This is a genomic window from Vibrio sp. 2033, assembly GCF_033339735.1.
The window spans coordinates 1-19533 of record NZ_JAWOVC010000035.1; the positions used below are offsets into that span (position 1 = coordinate 1).

The window sequence follows — 19533 nt, forward strand, 5'->3', positions numbered from 1 at the left end:
AAAATACAAAACGCCCGATGAAGTACATCGAGCGTTTTAGTTAAAAAGTGTCAACCCATATCAGGACGGGTCAACCACCAGCTAAAATCGCCACTTTCTGCTAAAGCGGATGTTTTTCTGGTACTAACTGCCAACAACCCGATCAAGCCTGCCATTTTATTTCTGTTTTCTTTTTTTCTCGCCATTTTGTTCGCTTGAGCGTTTTTGCTTTCTTTTTTCTGCTCGCTATAGTGCTGAAGAGCTGATGAATAAGGAGACTAAGAAAATGGTGATGACTTTCCTGAACTAAGCCGGAAGTGATGCACTTCCGGTTCAATGCACTGAATTTATTTGTAAGACAAGGCATTAAGAAGGAAATAATCATGTTTGAACGCTGGTTCTCAGCGTACTGCTTGGCGCTGCGAACTTGGTGGTTAACCAGTCGCTTTTTAACCTATCAATCACCACTAAGGTTGTTATCGCTATTTGAAACCTGCGAGCAACAAGCCCATTGCCGTAACCGAACTCGTATTGCGGTTGGGGACACGGTTCGCTTAGTGGATGTTGAACGCGCCTATCAATATCGCATGACATTGGTCAGCTCGCGCAAGGGGCAACCCATGACAGGTATGCTCGCGGTCGATTCTTATTTGGGGTCTCGACTATTAGGTCGAGCTAAAAATGATGCGCTCGAAGTGGAAATTTTTAATCAGCGACGCTGCTTTGTGATTACTGAAATTGTTCATCAATCGCAACCACCAGCTCAGAAAATGCTGTGTGGTTGTCTGTTGTGCCAATAAATAGAGGTGAAGTCATGAGTAAGAAAGAAAAGAAACAACCGCAGTTGAGTCTAAAAGAAAAGCGCAAACTAAAGCAGGAAAAGGCGGCAGAAAAGGGCGTTGTAAAAGCGCGTAAATCCTCCCGCAAGTAAAGTGTAGATTGAGCCCTCCAGAACGGCGGGCTTTTTATCACTGATCGCGAAGTGATGAGGAACTAAGCTGTTCAAGGGGATAGTGGATGCTTTAAAAATTTTTTGTTTTTTCCCTTGAAAGTCATTTTTGACGACCTTATATCTAGTTATGAAGAGGGTGACTGGCTTGCTAGAGACTAGAAGACCAGCCCTCTGAAATCGCTAAAACGAGATCGCTCAGAAGAGGATATGGCGTTTTAGCACACAACTTAAACCTTTAGATTCAATATCATGTCTCCGAGCCAAACCAAGGCCAGTGGAATGATAAGAATCTCTTAGTTCGGCGTTGGTTTTTGCATAAACACGCCAGTAGGATTGAACTCATCTGAACTAAGACTATTGCTTAATTAAGAGGATAGATTTATGCGTAATGTAGATTTCTCACCACTATACCGTAATGCAATTGGCTTTGATCGTCTGCTAAACCTGATGGAAGCGAATACAGCGAAAAATACTTCTGGCGGTTACCCTCCATACAACATTGAGCAAAAAGACGAGCACAACTACCGTATTACTATGGCCGTTGCTGGCTTTGCTGAAGAACAGCTCGATCTGACTCAAAACGAAAACATGTTGATTGTGAAGGGCGAACGTAAAGCCGAAGAAGGCAAAAACTACGTTTACCAAGGTATTGCAGAACGTGATTTTGAACGTAAATTCCAGCTAGCGGATTACGTAAAAGTCGTGGGTGCATCAATGGAAAACGGTCTGCTTCATATCGATTTAGTTCGTGAAATCCCTGAAGCCATGCAACCACGTAAGATTGCTATCGGTGGTAACAACCTGATTGAGAACAACTAATCAGTTAACCACCCAGTTATAGAATGAGAAAGAGCGCCATATGGGCGCTCTTTTTAGTTTGGGGTTTTCAAATCCGCTATTTTAAAGCCGTAATTTCAAAGAGAAGAACGGCTGAGTTCAATCCATCTATTTACCTTCGCGGTAAGCCTTTTCCACTTCTTCAGCGATAATCGCAATGCCTTTTTGCATCATCTCATCATCTTGAACGTAGTTCATACGCAGGCATTGGTGCGCGTGATCCCACTCGTCTTGCTGACCAATAAAGAAATATTCACCAGGGACAATCAATACGCCACGCGCTTTCAAGCGTTGGTACAGTTCCATTGTTGTGATTGGCAGTTCATCAAACCATAACCACAAGAAGATAGCGCCTTCCGGCTTGTGGATGCGGAATCGCTCATCGGTAATTGCTTGTTGGAGCAGTTCAACCGCACGTTGTGATTTTTGCTTGTAGAACGGCTTAATCACCTCTGAACTCAGTTTAAGCAGATCACCTTTGCCAATGATATGGTTTGCCAGCGCTGGACCAACACTGCCCGGCGCTAGGCTGATGATGCCGTTCATATTGGTTAACGCTTGAGTGATTTCTTCACTCGCAATCACAATGCCACAACGCACACCTGGCAAGCCAAGTTTAGATAGGCTCATGCATAGGATGGTGTTTTCATTCCAGAACGGTTCGACATCTTCAAAGATGATGTTCGGGAAAGGTAGACCGTAGGCGTTATCGATGATCAGCGGGATGTTGTTCTCACGTGCTAGCTTGTCCAGTTTACGTACTTCTTCGTCTGTCAGTACATTACCCGTTGGGTTGGTTGGACGAGACGCGCAGATTGCCGCAACAGAGTCGTCGACGGTTAGTTGCTCAAAATCGACGTGGTATTTAAACAGACCGTTATCTAACAGCTCGATTTCTGGGTGGTAAGAGATAAAGATATCTTCATCAATGCCTGCATCACCATAACCGATGTACTCAGGTGCGATAGGTAGTAGCACTTTCTTATGCGAACCATCTGGCTGTTTACCTGCCAACAAGTTGAACAAGTAGAAGAAGCCACTTTGGCTGCCGTTAGTTAGGCTGATGTTCTTTTCGGAAATATCCCAGCCGTAAGTTTCACGGAATAACTGAGCTAGCGCTTTGACGAACGCGTCTTTACCCTGCGGGCCATCGTAGTTGGCGAGGGCGGCGACGAGCTCCCCACTGGCGAGCATTTCCTCACTGGCTTGGTGAAAGTAATCGAGCATGGCAGGAATGGCGGCAGGATTACCTCCACCGAGCATGATGGCACCTGGTGTGCGCAGACCATCATTCAAATCGTCCATTAACTGCGTAATACCTGAATACTGATTAAATTTTTCACCAAACTTTGAGAACTGCATGCTGACTTATACCTAATTCATTGTGATTGCTTTGTGTATGTTTATGCCGATGTTTTATCGGCTTATCGAGTAATCCTTGACCTTACCTCAATGTGTAATTAACGCAAAGTGTGAATTAAGCCGAAAAAGAAAAAAGTGCGTCATCAGACCAGAGGGACGAGACTAAATGGCAAAAAGAACAATAAAAAAGGGAAGCTTATGCTTCCCTTGCTGGTGGAGAGAGTGTGATTTACTCACCGGTGTAAACAATCAGTACCTTGTCGTCTTGGTATTGGCGTTCGAACGCGTAGTAACCTTCTTGATTGCGAGTGATGTGCTTACCTTGAGCAACCGCTGGGTGGCGTTTACGGAATTCACCCAATTTTTGCCAATGTTGCAGCAGATCTTCACGCTCGCCATGAATCTTATCCCATGGCATATCTGAGCGTGTGCCTTGGTGGGCGTCTGAACCAGTAATGCCAAAATCACGAGCTATCTCATCACCGTAATAGATCTGTACTGCACCCGGAGCCAGCATCAGAGCATTTGCCGCACGTGCTTGGTCATCAAAGCTGCGGCTGCGTGCCGACCAAAACAGTTGTGTATCGTGTGAAGACAGGTAGCTCAACACATTGAACTCAGGATCGGTATTGATGCGCTCTGCATAGCGGCGGTAATCATTATCAAGTTGAGCGAAACACTTCAGCGCTTTTGGTGCCACATCAGATTGGAACTCGAAGTTGATGATGGAATCGAAGCCGTTATCGAAATACGGGCTCTTCACTACGCTGTGTGCCCACACTTCACCTGTCATCCAAAATGGCAGGTCATCTAGTGCTTTGTCTGGATTGTTTTGCTTCCACTGGGCAAGCGCTTGAGTGGTGCTGGCTTTCAACTCTGCCCACGCTTCCATTTCAACGTGTTTGGCCGTGTCGACACGGAAGCCGTCAATGCCGTAGTCACGTACCCAATCGGATAACCAGGTAATCAGGTGTTCACGTGGGGTTTGCAGCTCATCTTGCGCATTGGTGTCTTTATTGCGGAAGAAGTTTGGTAATCCGGTTTTCTTAGTCGATTCGGTTTTGAGATCCGGTAGGTAGTTCAAAGACATGGTGATATCGTTGTAGCCCGGAGCATCGTAGTCACCAATGTCGGTGCGGATCCAATCTTTGCCCCACCATTTATCCCACGCTTCGCTATCACCGTATTTGATGTAATCGTTGAAGCTGTGCCAGCTTTGTCCTGATTTTGGCTGCCAGTCGGTCCATTTTTCACCGAGGACTTCTTTGGCTTCTTGGTCATCAAGGTAAAGCTGACCAAAGCCGAATTCCTGCATGTCTGCTAATGTTGCGTAGCCAGTGTGGTTCATGACTACATCCCAAATCACGCGGATGCCTTTCTTGTGGGCGGTATCGACGAAGGTTCTGAGTTCATCTTCGGTACCCATGTTGGCATCAAGCTTGGTCCAATCTTGGTGGTAGTAGCCGTGGTAGCCGTAGTGCTTAAAGTCGCCTTTATCGCCGCCGCCAACCCAGCCGTGGATTTGTTCCAGTGGTGAGGTTATCCAGATAGCATTCACACCAAGTGATTCGATGTAATCGAGTTTTTTCGTCAGACCCGCTAAGTCACCACCGTGGAAGGTACCAATCTCATATTTTCCGTCTTTACTGCGACCGTAGCTGTTGTCGTTGTCAGGGTTGCCATTGTAGAAGCGGTCAGTCATGACGAAGTACACTGTTGCGTTATCCCAGCTGAACGGTTTGTCGGCTTGCTGTTCAACTTCTTCTAGCAGCAATAGACCTTGGCTCATAGGACCCGGCTGCATGGTGACGCTGCCATTGGCGACTGTGGCTTCTTGTCCGGTTAAGGCATCACGAACGACAGTGCCATCATTAAAGGTTTGAGTAACGTTGATGGCTTTTGGCGCGTCAGTTGCGACAGGGCAAGAGTAGGTGATGTCCTGACTCTGTTTTGGTTTGATTTTTACCGTCAGCTCATTGGTGGTTGGATTGAGCGTAAATTGATAGGTATTGGCTTTGAAGATGCGCAGCGGCATTTGTGCATCAGTGGCGCAGTTATCCATTTTTAATGGACGATTGAATTTGATGCGATCTTCTTCTGCTAGAGCAAAGCTACTGCCACAGCTTTGCTTGCTGTCAGCAATGGTAAAGCTATAACTGCCTTTTTCGAGTTTTTGCTCGGCGACAAGTAAGCCTTGTGAGTTTTCCTCAAAAACAGCGGTATCATCACCAACGCTTAGTACGATGGCATTTTCTGGAATCTGGCTGCAGGCACTTAGTAGACCGATAGAGAGTGCGAGAATTGTTTTTTTCATTGTGTCCTTCCCCCGAATAAACAGTCCAGTTATAGCAAAACTGTGCCTCTACAATCCGAGCTCTACACCAACAAGTTAAACGCGTCTCACCCTACAAATTTTAGTCTTGTTCACAAAATGAATAATAAGCGTCACCTTCATCGGTTTGAAGGCAACAAAAAAGGGAAGCATCTGCTTCCCTTTTACTTATTTCTTAATCACTCCGAAGAGTAATGAATTACTTTTGAAGCAAAGAAATGTCTGCGATCTGTAGGAACAGGTTACGCAGGTTGTTCAGTAGTGTCAGACGGTTCTTCTTAAGTGCTTCGTCGTCTGCCATTACCATTACGTTATCAAAGAACGCATCAACTGGTTCACGTAGGTCAGCTAGCTTGCTTAGGGCTTCTTGGTAGTTACCTGTAGCAAATGCTGGCTCTAGCGCTTCTGTCATTACTTCAACGCTTTCTGCTAGTGCTTTCTCTGCGTCTTCTTGTAGAAGTGCTAGGTCGATGTCTGCTGCTAGTTCACCGTCGAATTTCGCTAGGATGTTACCTACACGTTTGTTCGCTGCTGCTAGAGACTCTGCTGCTTCTAGTTCACGGAAGTGAGAAACCGCTTTAACTCGTTGGTCGAAGTCTGCTGGTTTCGTCGGGCGACGAGCTAGAACTGCTTGAATGATGTCTACACTGAAGCCTTCGTCTTGGTACCAAGCACGGAAACGACCAAGCATGAACTCGATAACGTCTTGTTCAACGTTGTCGTTGGTTAGGCGGTCGCCAAACAGTGACTTCGCTTTCGCTACTAGGTCAACAAGATCTAGGTTGTAGCCGTATTCAACGATGATACGTAGTACACCTAGAGATGCGCGGCGTAGTGCGAATGGGTCGCTGCCTTTAGGCGCTTGACCAATACCGAAGATACCTACGATAGTGTCTAGCTTGTCTGCCATTGCAACTGCAGTTGAAACACCGTTTGATGGCAGTTCATCACCTGCGAAACGAGGCATGTATTGCTCGTTCAGTGCTACTGCAACTTCTTCTGCTTCACCGTCGTGGCGAGCATAGTGCATACCCATAACACCTTGAGTATCCGTGAATTCGAATACCATTGAGGTCATTAGGTCACATTTTGCTAGTAGACCAGCACGCTTTGATTTCTCAACGTCAGCACCGATTTGCTCAGCAATGTAGCCAGCAAGCTCTGTGATGCGGTCTGTTTTGTCTTTGATCGTACCCAGTTGCTTTTGGAAGATCGCTTGCTCTAGTTCAGGCAGACGGTCGATAAGTGGACGCTTACGGTCTGTGTTGAAGAAGAACTCTGCGTCAGCAAGACGAGGACGAACCACTTTCTCGTTACCTTCGATTACGTAACGAGGCTCTTTTGATTCGATGTTCGATACGAAGATGAAGTTAGGTAGTAGCTTCTTGTTTTCGTCGTAAACAGGGAAGTACTTTTGGTCACCTTTCATGGTGTAAACCAACGCTTCAGAAGGCACTTTTAGGAACTCTTCTTCAAACTTCGCTGTTAGTACCACTGGCCATTCAACCAGAGACGTTACTTCTTCTACTAGGTCATCTTCTAGGTCAGCGATACCGCCAACCGCTGCTGCCGCTTTTTGTGCGTCAGCTAGGATGATTGCTTTACGCGCTTCGTAATCTGCTATTACTTTACCGCGCTCTTCTAGAATCGTAGGGTATTGCTCAGCAGAATCGATAGTGAACTCTTGCTCACCCATGAAGCGGTGACCACGGATAGTGCGGTCAGAAGCGACACCAAGGATCTCGCCTTCGATTAGGTCGCTGCCCATTAGCATGGTTAGCGTCTTAACTGGACGGATAAATTGAGTCGTTTTGTTACCCCAGCGCATTGGCTTTGCGATAGGTAGGTTTGCTAGTGCTTTCGCTGCAAGTTCAACGACGATCTCAGACGTTGGCTGACCTTTCACTTCTTGTTTGAACAGTAGCCATTCACCTTTGTCTGTAACCATGCGCTCTGCTTGGTCAACCGTGATGCCACAACCGCGTGCCCAGCCTTGAGCCGCTTTTGTTGGGTTGCCTTCTGCGTCAAATGCTGCAGAAACCGCAGGACCACGTTTTTCAACAACTTTGTCAGACTGGCTGTCTGCTAGTGCAGCGACTTTAAGTGCAAGACGACGAGGCGCCGCGAACCATTTCACGCCTTCGTGAGCAAGCTCAGCGCCTTTTAGTTCTGCTTCGAAGTTTGCTGCGAATGCTTCAGCTAGAGTGCGAAGTTGCGTTGGTGGTAGCTCTTCTGTACCTAGCTCGATTAGAAATTCTTTTGCCATGTTACTCTACCCCTTACGCTTGTTCTTTCTTACACATTGGGAAGCCAAGAGCTTCACGCGATGCGTAGTATGCTTCTGCAACTGCTTTCGTCAGGTTGCGGATGCGTAGGATGTAACGTTGGCGTTCAGTTACTGAGATCGCTTTACGCGCGTCTAGTAGGTTGAATGCGTGACCAGCTTTTAGAATGCGCTCGTAAGCAGGTAGTGGCAGTGGCTTTTCAAGCTCAAGCAGCTCTTTACACTCTTTCTCACACTGTTCGAAGAAACCAAATAGGAAATCAACGTCTGCGTGCTCGAAGTTGTAAGTTGATTGCTCTACTTCGTTTTGGTGGAAGATGTCACCGTAAGTCACTTTGCTGCCGTCTGGCGCGATGTTCCAAACTAGGTCGTAAACAGAGTCTACTTCTTGGATGTACATTGCTAGACGTTCAATACCGTAAGTGATCTCACCAGTTACTGGCTTACACTCAAGACCACCAACTTGCTGGAAGTAAGTAAACTGAGTCACTTCCATGCCGTTTAGCCAAACTTCCCAGCCCAGACCCCATGCGCCTAGTGTTGGGTTTTCCCAGTTGTCTTCTACGAAACGGATGTCGTGTACAAGAGGGTCAATACCAAGAACTTCAAGGGAGCCAAGGTACAACTCTTGAATATTGTCAGGCGATGGTTTTAGCGCTACTTGGAATTGGTAGTAGTGCTGAAGACGGTTAGGGTTTTCACCGTAACGGCCATCAGTAGGACGACGTGAAGGTTGTACGTAAGCTGTCGACATTGGCTCTGGGCCAAGCGCTCGTAGACAGGTCATTGGGTGAGAGGTACCCGCACCCACTTCCATATCTAGCGGTTGAACAATGGTACAACCATTTTGAGCCCAATAATCCTGCAGCGCGAGGATCATTCCCTGGAAGGTTTTGATATCGTATTTTTGCATAAGTCAGGTTCGCGCGATTCTCTTGTTACTCGTTAATTCGTCATCTATGCCGAGTTTTTCAACTCTAACAACGGCGATAAAGAGTAATTACGGTTGAATAAATTAACAATCTAGTATAACCAGATATTGAGCATGGGAGTAGAGCTAATCTTGATTAATTCGTGGGCGATTTTCTCCTTTAATGAATTTTTACCGCGTTATCTGCTGTATTTTTCCTAAAAGGGAGTTTTTGCCTGCTTTGGCTCTTGAGAAGCGCAACAAAGGTGGCTAGAATTGCGCCTGTCTTTGGGGAGTAGCTTACCTGATGAAGTTTCTGTTTCATCTGGTTCGTCCGTCAACATAATTGGTGCAAAATCACCATGGCGTTCGAGACTTGAAGCCTTTCAAGTTTAGCAAGACCTTAGACAAATCATCACGAACCGGGGTAGGGGCGTGAGGTTTGTCTTCGGTTAAAAATAATAATCCCTGCCCCAATGAGCATGTCGTGAGCGTTTTAGCTATTTCAATTACTACTGTAGCGTTAGCAGAAATTGGCGATAAGACCCAATTGCTATCTCTATTACTCGCAAGTCGTTACCGAAAACCAATCCCAATTATTGCAGCAATCTTTTTGGCAACTATTGCCAACCACGCTTTGGCTGCATGGTTAGGTGTGGTTGTCGCAGACTATCTATCACCTGAGATTTTAAAGTGGGTGCTGGTGGTCAGTTTTGTCGCGATGGCGGCTTGGGTTCTGATCCCGGATAAACTGGATGATGACGAGCAGATTTCTAATCGAGGCCCATTTATTGCCAGTTTTATCGCGTTCTTCGTTGCGGAGATAGGCGATAAAACTCAGATCGCCACTTCCATCTTAGGGGCGCAATACGCGGATGCGTTAAGTTTGGTGATTATCGGTACCACAATCGGTATGCTGCTGGCGAATGTTCCTGTGGTCCTGATTGGTAAATTGTCGGCCGACAAGATGCCTTTAGGGCTGATCCGTAAAATCACCGCATTTTTGTTTATTGCTTTGGCAATAGGGGCTGCACTGTTCTGATTTTTTGCACGTGAAATGATGTGAGTTATCAATCATTAGTGGCGTGCTGCGCGAGTTCAAACTCTGACTCTAAATCGTTCCGTTGCGTGACGGATGACATATAAGTGTCATACTTGTCATGGTAGTTTAATGGTGTGAATGATAGCGAGAGGGCAAGTTTATGCTTACACGTTACATGGGGATGTCCCCGAAGAGTCAGAGTTATTTATTCACTTTTGGTTTAGCGCTGTGTTTACTAGCGATGGTGCTAACTGATATGTGGTTACCGATTGTAGCAGGATCGTTCGTTCTTACTGGATTGACAGTAGAAGCGTGGATTCGTGTCGCTCACATCATTCCTATGCATGAAGAGATGCGGGCAATGAAGAAACAACTTAACAAGCTCCAATCAGAAGTTCGCACACTCGAATACGACGAATAAACAAACGGCAGCCAATATAGGCTGCCGTTTTTAGTTCGACCAGATTATTCCAATCCTTTCTTGATCAGGTACTGATACGGAACTTGCTCCGTTTGTGCCGCAACTAACTGGTGGTCCATAAAGCGGCAGAAACTCGGAATGTCTCGAGTCGTGGATGGATCGTCTGCTTTGACCAGCAAAATCTCACCATCTTGCATGTTGCGAATTGTCTTCCTGACCATCATCACTGGCTCTGGGCAGCGCAGTCCTTCCGCCTCTAATGTCTTGTTTGCCAGTTCAGGATTAAAGCTCATAGTGTGATTCTCGTAACTAACTGAGCGTTGAATTTTACTTTCGTTGAAAAAATATTCAATAACCACTTGGCAAATCAAATTTTTTGTTTTACCTTAAATTAACAATTTGGTAACAACTAGCAAGGGAGAGGCAATGTTAACAGCGTTAGACAGACTTACGATTTACTCAGTGCTGTGCTTTATCTCGTTTTGTGCATTGGTACTCAGGACGCCAGCTGACACCTCTTTGACACCTCTAGTAGGCATGGTTGCCACTATTATTGGGATTTGGATCGAGATGCGCAGATGGTCTGGCGCATCTGAGCAAGAAAATTAGCGCTTCTTGCTTGGATCAGAATGCTTTTAATAACGCTCACCTATTTTTACCGACACTTCATTCCGACACTATCCCCATTTTTCTTGGGCTTCCCCGCTGAAAGGCGGGATTTTTTTTGCCTGAAGAGTACAATTTACCCAAACACATACAAAATAAGTGGCTAATTCGTGGAACTGGAAGATATCTATCGCCGAGATTTAAATTTACTGGTTGCGTTGCGAGTACTGATAGAAGAAAACAGTGTCAGTAAGGCGGCAACACGTCTGAACTTGAGTCAATCGGCAATGAGTCGTGTGCTTGGTCGTCTACGTGACTTATTGGGAGACCCGCTGTTTACTCGTCAGGGACAGCATTTGATCCCAACTCAGAAAGCGTTAGAGATCGATCGCTCATTGGGCGAACCATTAGAGTCTTTACGTCAGTTGTTATCTCCGGTTGAGTTTGACCCATTGCAATGCGTACAGACTTTCAACATCGTGACCACCGACTATGCCATGCAAACAATCTTACCGTTCGCTTTGCCGAGAATTTACCAAGAAGCGCCAAACGTGTCTTTCAACTTCTTACCACTGCAACACGACCGTTTATCAGATCAGCTCACTTATGAAGGTGCAGACTTAGCGATTTGTCGCCCGACAGGCCCGGTGGAGCCTCTACGCAGTGAAGTGTTGGGGCGAGTGGGGGTGCTGTGTATGCTTTCAAAACAGCATCCATTAGCGGATAAAGAAATGAGCTTGGATGATTATCTGAGTCATCCACATGCCATGATCGCCATCAGTGATGGTGTTAAGGCACTGATCGAACAAGCTTTGATGGAGAAACCTAAGCGTAAAATGGTTCTGCGGGCTTATCATTTAGAAGCCGCATTGGCGATCATGGATACCTTGCCAATTATCATCACAGTGCCAGCGGACTTGGCGTATCTGGTTGCCGAGCGTTATGACTTGGTGGTGAAACCGTTACCATTCCAATTCACGCCGTTTGAATACTCGATGATTTGGCATGCGCGTTGCGAGCATTCTCCCGCTCAAGAATGGTTAAGAACGATTGTGCGTGAAGAGTGTAGCCGTCTGATAGCTAAACGTATCGAAGATATGGGACTGAACTGCTAACAAAAAAGAGCCAGCAATGCCGGCTCTTCGTCTGTTTACACTGAGTCAGTGTTTATAGCTTGATAACCACACGACCCGTTACTTGACCGTTGGTGATGTCTTCTGCATATTTTGGTGCTTCAGCAAGAGCAACTTCAGTACACGCTTGCTCGAAGTAGCTGTCTGGTAGTAGCTCGACCAGCTTTTCCCATGCAGCGATACGTTTCTCTGTTGGGCACATTACTGAGTCCACACCTTGTAGGCGAACATTACGTAGGATGAACGGCATCACTGTGGTTGGTAGATCAAAACCACCAGCAAGACCACAAGCTGCAACTGCACTGTTGTAATCCATTTGCGCCAATACTTTAGCCAGTACTTTGCTGCCTACAGTATCAACCGCACCTGCCCATACTTGCTTTTCAAGTGGACGTGCTGGTTCTTCAAATTCAGTACGGTCGATGATGCGGCTAGCACCTAGTTTTTCAAGTAGCGGGCCATTTTTTTCTACACGACCTGTCACTGCAGCAACTTTGTAGCCAAGCTGTGCTAGAAGCGTTACTGCGACTGAGCCTACACCGCCACTTGCGCCAGTTACAAGGATTTCACCATTTTCAGGTTTGATGCCTGCATCAAGCAGTGCTTGAACACATAGCATGCCTGTGAAACCAGCAGTACCAACCATCATTGCTTTCTTGCTGTCTAGACCTTTTGGTAGTGGTACTAGCCAATCTGCTTTTAGACGAGCACGCTGAGACATACCACCCCAGTGGTTTTCACCCACGCCCCAGCCAGTAAGGACAACTTTGTCACCAGCTTGGTAGCGGTCGTCTTCTGAGCTTACTACCGTACCTGCTAGGTCAATACCTGGCACCATCGGGAAGTTACGGATGATTTTACCTTTACCTGTGATCGCAAGACCGTCTTTGTAGTTTAACGATGAGTAATCAACGTCAATCAGAACGTCGCCTTCAGGCAGTTGTGTTTCATCGATTTGCTCGATGTTAGCGATAGTACGTTTGTCTTCTTGATTTAGAACTAGAGCATTAAACATAAGGTTCTCCGATTGTGCGGTAGCATGACTCTGGGTCACATGCAGCAAGATATCAACTGGTCTAAGTGTATGTCTTCTTTGTCTATGAATAAAATGAAACTTGAGCATTTAATGTATGCTTTTCATGCATATTTGATGTAAAACAAAAAGGGCGACATCAATTGTCGCCCTTAAGTGTAATACTAAAAATTTTATTATTAGTTCATTTGCTTATGATTGTTGGCTCGATCACTACAACAACGTCTTGAACTGTTATGGTCGTTCAAATACTGTCGCAATGCCCTGACCCAAACCGATACACATGGTGGCCAGACCGTATTTCGCGTCTTTCGCTTCCATTAGGTTGATCAACGTTGTTGAGATACGTGAACCAGAACAGCCTAGTGGATGACCCAATGCTATCGCACCACCGTTAAGGTTGACCTTCTCATCCATAACATCAAGCAGGCCTAAGTCTTTAGCACACGGCAGAGACTGCGCGGCAAATGCTTCGTTTAGCTCAACCACATCCATGTCTTCAATTGAAAGACCGGCACGCTTGAGCGCTTTTTTCGTCGCAGGTACAGGACCGTAACCCATAATAGAAGGATCGCAGCCCGCAATGGCCATGCCTTTAATACGTGCACGAATCTTCAAACCAAGCTCATTAGCTTTCTCTTCACTCATGATCAACATCGCTGATGCACCATCGGACAGCGCCGATGAAGTACCGGCTGTTACTGTACCGTTTGCAGGGTCGAACACTGGGCGAAGTTGAGATAGACCTTCAACGGATGTTTCAGGGCGAATCACTTCGTCGTAATCCAGAGTGAACAGTGTGCCGTCTGGTGCGTGGCCTTCAATTGGTAGAATTTCGTTTTTAAAACGACCTTCTACGGTTGCTGCGTGCGCACGAGCGTGTGAGCGAGCGGCAAACTCGTCTTGTTGCTCACGGCTAATGCCATGTAATTTACCCAGCATTTCAGCCGTTAAGCCCATCATGCCCGCAGCTTTTGCTACGTTCTTTGACATACCTGGGTGAAAGTCTACACCGTGGTTCATTGGCACATGCCCCATGTGCTCAACACCACCAATTAGGCAGATTTCAGCATCGCCAGTCATGATGGCACGTGTACCGTCGTGAAGCGCTTGCATTGATGAACCACACAAGCGGTTCACCGTCACGGCGCCAATTTCAATCGGCAGGCCCGCGAGTAGCGCGGCATTACGTGCAACGTTAAAGCCTTGCTCTAGTGTTTGCTGTACACAGCCCCAGTAGATGTCTTCAATCTCGCTTGGGTTCACTTGTGGGTTACGCGCAAGAATGCCTTTCATTAGGCGCGCAGATAGATCTTCTGCTCGTGTATGACGGAAAGCACCACCTTTAGAGCGACCCATTGGAGTACGTAGACAATCGACTACGACAACATTTCTTGTTTGATTAGTCATTTTAGAATCCCTCCTTAGATAGAACCTTGCTGTTGTGCACCGTAAAAGCTTTCACCTTTCGCCGCCATATCAATCAGCATTTGCGGTACTTGGTACATCGCACCTAGCTCGGCGTGTTGTTTTGCCATTTCAACGTATTCAGCAATACCCACGCTGTCTAGATAGCGGAATACGCCACCGCGGAATGGAGGGAAACCAAGACCATAAACCAATGCCATATCTGCTTCCTGCGGAGTCGCGATGATGCCTTCTTGTAGGCACAGCACCACTTCGTTGATCATTGGAATCATCATACGTTGAATGATGGTCTGATCGTCAAAGTCCTGCTTATCGGCACAAACGTCAGCAAGTACCGGTAAGATCGCTTCGGAGAAGGTTTTCTTCGGCTTACCTTTTTTATCTATGGTGTAGCTGTAGAAGCCATTACCATTTTTCTGACCATATTTGTCTGCTTCGAACAGTGCATCAATCGCATCACGACCTTGTTTACCCATACGCTCAGGGAAACCGTCAGCCATCACAGCTTGTGCGTGGTGCGCGGTATCAATGCCGACTACGTCAAGCAAGTACGCCGGTCCCATCGGCCAGCCAAATTTACGCTCCATGACTTTGTCGATTTTCGTAAAGTCAGCACCATCACGAAGTAGCATGCTGAAGCCGCCAAAGTATGGGAACAATACGCGGTTAACGAAGAACCCTGGGCAGTCATTAACGACAATTGGTGATTTGCCCATTTTCGCAGCATACGCCACAACACGATTGATGGTTTCATCAGAGGTGTGCTCACCACGGATGATCTCAACAAGAGGCATACGATGCACTGGGTTGAAGAAGTGCATACCACAGAAGTTTTCTGGGCGTTTTAGTGATTTTGCCAATAGGTTGATAGGAATCGTTGAGGTGTTTGAGGTGATAACGGTGTCGTCACCGACATGGGATTCAACTTCACTTAAAACTGCTGCTTTTACTTTCGGGTTTTCAACGACAGCTTCAACAATCACATCAGAGTTTTCAATACCTGCGTAATGTAAGCTCGGTGTGATTGATGCTAAAATACCCGCCATCTTAAAGCCATCAATGCGACCGCGAGATAAGCGTTTATTCAGCAGCTTAGATGCTTCAGTCATGCCTAGGTCGAGCGACGCTTGTGCGATGTCTTTCATCAAGACTGGCACACCTTTTAGCGCTGATTGGTAAGCAATGCCGCCACCCATGATACCTGCACCTAATACGGCTGCACGTTGCGTGTCTTTACTTGCTGACTTCGCTGCTTTTTTCGCAATGCCTTTGATGTATTGATCATTAAGGAATAGGCCAACGAGTGATTTTGCTTCTTCCGATTTAGCCAATTTCACGAAGTGCTTACGTTCAATGTCTAACGCTTCATTACGTGCAAAGCGAGCACCTTCTTCAATCGTGATAACGGCTGTCATTGGGGCAGGGTAGTGAGGACCTGCTTTTTGTGCCACCAGACCCTTCGCCATGGTGAAGCTCATCATTGATTCAAGCTTACTCAGCGTTAGCGGAGATGTTTTCTGTGCTCGGCGTGCTTGCCAGTCAAGTTTCTCGTTAATTGCAGAGTTAAGAGTTTGTAGTGCTGATTCGTATAAAGCATCAGTCTCTACAACTGCATCGAGTAAGCCAATTTTCAATGCTTCATCAGCTCGGCATGCTTTACCTTGGGTGATGATTTCCATTGCGCTGTCTGCGCCAATAACGCGAGGTAAGCGTACACAACCACCAAAGCCAGGCATGATTCCCAGTTTTGTTTCTGGTAGGCCGATGCTGGTGGTTTTGTCACCAATACGCATGTCTGTTGCTAGCACACATTCACAACCGCCACCAAGAGCGTGGCCTTTGATCACTGAGATGGTCGGAACGGGTAAGTCTTCTAATTTGTTAAAGATGCTATTAGCAAATTGCAGCCATTGGTCGAGCTCGGCATCCGTTTTAGCAAACAGACCTAAAAACTCGGTAATGTCTGCGCCTACAATGAATGCGTCTTTATCTGAAGTGAGCAACAACCCCTTGAGGCCTTGATGGGCAATGAGCGCATCAAGAGCTTTATCTAGCGATTCCAATGTCGCTAGGTCGAGTTTGTTGACGGATTTTGGAGAGCAGAAGCTTAGCTCTGCAATACCATCTTGTATTTCCTTTACCTGTAGGGTTTCGGCTTGGTAAATCATTGTCTATCTCCATGACATACAATCGTGGATTGTCTGTATACCTATTTCAACGACGCCGTGTACCTCGGCAAATAGGTATCGAGGAAGTCGTTTTATTTTTGTTCTGGTTTGACCAGTAAAGTTAGTTTGGATCGTGGATTGTCTAATTTCAATACATTTTTTAAACAAGTGTTTAACATTGTGCGCTGTGGCAGATCTTATGCGACGGGTAAATCACACTCGTGATAGACTTCAGGCAAATAGACCTGAATCCATAATCCTATGAATGACAAGCCTTATCTGATTCCAGCAGAGCCCGCTCAATTTGAAGAAGAAATTAAAAAGAGCGTATTCATTACTTATTTAGCGCACACGCCAAGTATCGAAGCTGCAAAAGCATTTGTTGATCAAATCAAAGCTAAACACGCTGATGCTAGACATAACTGTTGGGGCTTTGTTGCTGGTCGCCCGGAAGATTCAATGAAATGGGGCTTTAGTGATGATGGGGAGCCGTCCGGAACAGCAGGCAAACCAATCCTGGCGCAGCTGTCTGGATCTGGGGTGGGGGAGATCACGGCTGTGGTCACGCGATACTCTGGTGGAATCAAGTTAGGTACAGGCGGCTTGGTTAAAGCGTATGGGGGTGGGGTTCAACAAGCGCTCAAGCTGCTTCAAACTATTGAGAAAAAAATAACCACAAAGCTCAGACTAACGTTAGACTATGGGTTTATGCCGATCGCACAATCAATCATGCCGCAATTTGGTGCGATAGAAGTCGAGGCTGAATACAGCGATCAGGTCGTATTAGTGGTGGAAATTGAGCTTCGAGAAGTGAGCGCGTTTACCCAAGCAATCATCAATAAAAGCGGGGCAAAGGCAATTGTCACTCCGCTAGACGGACAATAATGAAAAACAGGAAGCAACAGGGACAGCTTCGCTAGTCAATTTATCCATGCAATTTCGTTCAATTATTCGAATCGTCGGGCTACTGCTCGCACTCTTTAGTGTCACTATGCTTGCGCCAGCACTCGTTGCGCTGATCTATCGAGATGGTGCTGGTGTGCCTTTTGTCACGACATTTTTTGTTCTGCTGTTTTGTGGGGCCGTTTGTTGGTACCCAAACCGCAGGTATAAGCACGAGCTTAAAGCTCGAGATGGCTTTCTTATTGTAGTCTTATTCTGGACAGTACTTGGCAGTGCAGGCTCGATCCCCTTTCTCATTGCTGACAACCCGAACGTCTCAGTGACAGATGCGTTTTTTGAATCGTTTTCTGCTCTCACGACGACCGGGGCGACCGTTATTGTTGGTTTGGATGAGTTACCTAAAGCGATTCTATTCTATCGACAGTTACTTCAGTGGTTCGGCGGTATGGGAATTATCGTATTAGCGGTGGCGATTTTGCCAGTACTTGGCATCGGTGGTATGCAGCTTTACCGCGCCGAGATCCCTGGTCCAGTCAAGGATACTAAAGTGACGCCACGCATAGCAGAAACTGCTAAGGCGCTTTGGTACATCTATTTGAGCCTGACTATCGCCTGTGCTTCGGCTTTTTGGTTAGCTGGTATGACGCCATTTGACGCCATCAGTCACAGCTTTTCCACCATTGCTATTGGCGGCTTTTCTACCCACGATGCCAGCATCGGATACTTTGATAGTTACGCGATTAACCTGATTACGGTGGTTTTTCTGCTTATATCTGCATGTAATTACACACTGCACTTTGCTGCATTTGCATCAGGTGGCGTACATCCCAAGTATTACTGGAAAGATCCTGAGTTTCGCGCCTTCTTGTTTATTCAAGTGCTGCTATTTATCATTTGCTTTCTATTATTACTGAAACATCACTCTTACACATCGACATACGATGCTTTCGATCAGGCTCTGTTCCAAACCGTATCAATATCCACAACAGCGGGCTTTACGACAACAGGTTTTGCGGATTGGCCGCTCTTCTTACCTGTGCTGTTATTGTTCTCTTCCTTTATAGGTGGTTGTGCTGGTTCAACAGGCGGCGGCATGAAAGTGATCCGTATCCTGCTTCTTACCTTACAAGGTGCGCGTGAACTAAAACGTTTAGTCCATCCACGCGCGGTTTACACCATCAAAGTAGGTGGCAGTGCCCTACCACAACGTGTTGTCGATGCGGTTTGGGGCTTCTTCTCCGCATACGCATTGGTATTTGTGGTTTGTATGTTGGGGTTGATTGCAACAGGAATGGATGAGCTCAGTGCGTTCTCGGCGGTGGCTGCGACTCTGAACAACCTCGGTCCTGGCTTGGGAGAAGTGGCGCTTCACTTTGGTGATGTTAACGACAAAGCAAAATGGGTATTAATAGTTTCTATGCTGTTTGGTCGTTTGGAAATCTTTACCTTACTTATTCTACTTACGCCGACGTTTTGGCGTAGCTAAGGGGAAATCGTGGCAAAAGCATTATTTCTATACTCTTCCCGCGAAGGGCAGACTAAAAAAATTCTCCATTATATAGATGAACAACTTCCAGACTTCGATTGTGAGCTGGTGGATTTACATAATGTCGAGACGATTGACTTCAGCCAATACGACAGAGTATTGATAGGCGCCTCTATTCGCTATGGCCATCTTAATAAAAAGCTATACCAGTTTATTGAGCGAAACCTCAATCAATTGGAGCAAAATAAAGTGGCATTTTTCTGCGTAAACCTAACCGCTCGTAAAGAGGACCAAGGAAAGGATACACCTGAAGGTAGTGCCTACATTCACAAGTTCCTAATTAAGTCCCCTTGGAAACCAACGCTAATCGGTGTTTTTGCTGGTGCACTTTATTACCCACGTTATAGCTGGTTCGACAGAACTATGATTAGGTTCATTATGTCGATGACGGGTGGCGAAACCGATACGACCAAAGAGGTGGAGTACACCAATTGGGAAAAAGTGGCTCTTTTCGCAGATAAATTCAGAGAACTGTAGAAATAACGTGCTCTTTTGACCGCTTTTGATGCAAATTTATCCGAACGATAAAAAAATCAAAAAAAACGAGAAAAAGGGCTTGCCAATGTGATCGCAATCTCTATAATGCCACCTCGCTGA

General features: G+C 46.2%; 17 protein-coding genes. 9 read left to right on the forward strand and 8 right to left on the reverse strand.

Translation table 11 applies throughout. The features are described from left to right. Positions 1–362 precede the first annotated feature (362 nt). Together R7P74_RS23140 and R7P74_RS23145 are read left to right on the forward strand one after the other, a co-directional pair. Positions 363–779 (forward strand): GreA/GreB family elongation factor, encoded by a 417-nt coding sequence (locus tag R7P74_RS23140; protein WP_017821918.1) that lies wholly within the window; start codon positions 363–365, stop codon positions 777–779. A gap of 533 nt (positions 780–1312) precedes the next feature. Then, entirely contained in the window at positions 1313–1750 is a 438-nt protein-coding gene (locus R7P74_RS23145) for an Hsp20 family protein (protein WP_005378857.1), read from the forward strand. A 126-nt stretch (positions 1751–1876) separates the two neighbouring features. Here R7P74_RS23145 and R7P74_RS23150 read toward each other — a convergent pair whose 3' ends face one another. The 4 genes from R7P74_RS23150 to glyQ all read right to left on the reverse strand — a co-directional run bounded on the left by R7P74_RS23150 (position 1877) and on the right by glyQ (position 8659). Further along, complete coding sequence (locus R7P74_RS23150; RefSeq protein ID WP_025768941.1) at positions 1877–3130, reverse strand: valine--pyruvate transaminase; 1254 nt, start codon at positions 3128–3130, stop codon at positions 1877–1879. Positions 3131–3359: 229 nt separating this feature from the next. Then, entirely contained in the window at positions 3360–5444 is a 2085-nt protein-coding gene (locus R7P74_RS23155) for an alpha-amylase (protein ID WP_213886912.1), read from the reverse strand. A gap of 217 nt (positions 5445–5661) precedes the next feature. Further along, positions 5662–7728, reverse strand: a complete 2067-nt coding sequence (gene glyS, locus R7P74_RS23160) for a glycine--tRNA ligase subunit beta (protein WP_213886911.1) — start codon at positions 7726–7728, stop codon at positions 5662–5664. Positions 7729–7741: 13 nt separating this feature from the next. Then, positions 7742–8659 carry a glycine--tRNA ligase subunit alpha gene (glyQ, locus tag R7P74_RS23165; RefSeq protein WP_005451074.1) on the reverse strand — a complete coding sequence of 306 codons (918 nt, stop codon included), beginning with the start codon at positions 8657–8659 and terminating at the stop codon, positions 7742–7744. A 484-nt stretch (positions 8660–9143) separates the two neighbouring features. On the opposite strand from glyQ, the gene R7P74_RS23170 reads away from it, so the two are divergent. Next, complete coding sequence (locus R7P74_RS23170) at positions 9144–9698, forward strand: TMEM165/GDT1 family protein (RefSeq protein ID WP_005378877.1); 555 nt, start codon at positions 9144–9146, stop codon at positions 9696–9698. Positions 9699–9858: 160 nt separating this feature from the next. Continuing rightward, complete coding sequence (locus R7P74_RS23175; protein ID WP_005378878.1) at positions 9859–10119, forward strand: hypothetical protein; 261 nt, start codon at positions 9859–9861, stop codon at positions 10117–10119. A gap of 44 nt (positions 10120–10163) precedes the next feature. Here R7P74_RS23175 and tusA read toward each other — a convergent pair whose 3' ends face one another. Continuing rightward, on the reverse strand, positions 10164–10412 hold the full coding sequence (gene tusA / locus R7P74_RS23180) for a sulfurtransferase TusA (protein WP_005378879.1): 249 nt from the start codon (positions 10410–10412) through the stop codon (positions 10164–10166). 133 nt (positions 10413–10545) lie between these two features. Between tusA and R7P74_RS23185 the strand changes: the two genes are divergently transcribed. Then, positions 10546–10728, forward strand: a complete 183-nt coding sequence (locus R7P74_RS23185; RefSeq protein ID WP_005378880.1) for a hypothetical protein — start codon at positions 10546–10548, stop codon at positions 10726–10728. Positions 10729–10895: 167 nt separating this feature from the next. After that, positions 10896–11840, forward strand: a complete 945-nt coding sequence (locus tag R7P74_RS23190) for a LysR family transcriptional regulator (RefSeq protein WP_005378881.1) — start codon at positions 10896–10898, stop codon at positions 11838–11840. 52 nt (positions 11841–11892) lie between these two features. On the opposite strand, the gene acuI is transcribed toward R7P74_RS23190, so the two are convergent. The 3 genes from acuI to fadB form a co-directional block, all read right to left on the reverse strand. Next, positions 11893–12873 (reverse strand): acrylyl-CoA reductase (NADPH), encoded by a 981-nt coding sequence (gene acuI, locus R7P74_RS23195; protein WP_005378882.1) that lies wholly within the window; start codon positions 12871–12873, stop codon positions 11893–11895. Between the two features lie 252 nt (positions 12874–13125). Continuing rightward, a complete protein-coding gene (gene fadA / locus R7P74_RS23200) occupies positions 13126–14301 on the reverse strand; it encodes an acetyl-CoA C-acyltransferase FadA (RefSeq protein WP_017635587.1) in 1176 nt (391 codons plus the stop codon). A gap of 14 nt (positions 14302–14315) precedes the next feature. Further along, on the reverse strand, positions 14316–16487 hold the full coding sequence (gene fadB / locus R7P74_RS23205) for a fatty acid oxidation complex subunit alpha FadB (RefSeq protein WP_054579435.1): 2172 nt from the start codon (positions 16485–16487) through the stop codon (positions 14316–14318). Positions 16488–16748: 261 nt separating this feature from the next. Between fadB and R7P74_RS23210 the strand changes: the two genes are divergently transcribed. Genes R7P74_RS23210 through hemG form a run of 3 tightly spaced genes read left to right on the forward strand, consistent with a single transcriptional unit; the run spans position 16749 to position 19413 of the window. Further along, complete coding sequence (locus R7P74_RS23210; protein ID WP_005378891.1) at positions 16749–17372, forward strand: YigZ family protein; 624 nt, start codon at positions 16749–16751, stop codon at positions 17370–17372. A 46-nt stretch (positions 17373–17418) separates the two neighbouring features. After that, on the forward strand, positions 17419–18876 hold the full coding sequence (locus R7P74_RS23215; RefSeq protein WP_005378893.1) for a TrkH family potassium uptake protein: 1458 nt from the start codon (positions 17419–17421) through the stop codon (positions 18874–18876). 9 nt (positions 18877–18885) lie between these two features. Beyond that, positions 18886–19413 (forward strand): menaquinone-dependent protoporphyrinogen IX dehydrogenase, encoded by a 528-nt coding sequence (gene hemG / locus R7P74_RS23220; RefSeq protein ID WP_054577148.1) that lies wholly within the window; start codon positions 18886–18888, stop codon positions 19411–19413. Positions 19414–19533 lie beyond the last annotated feature (120 nt).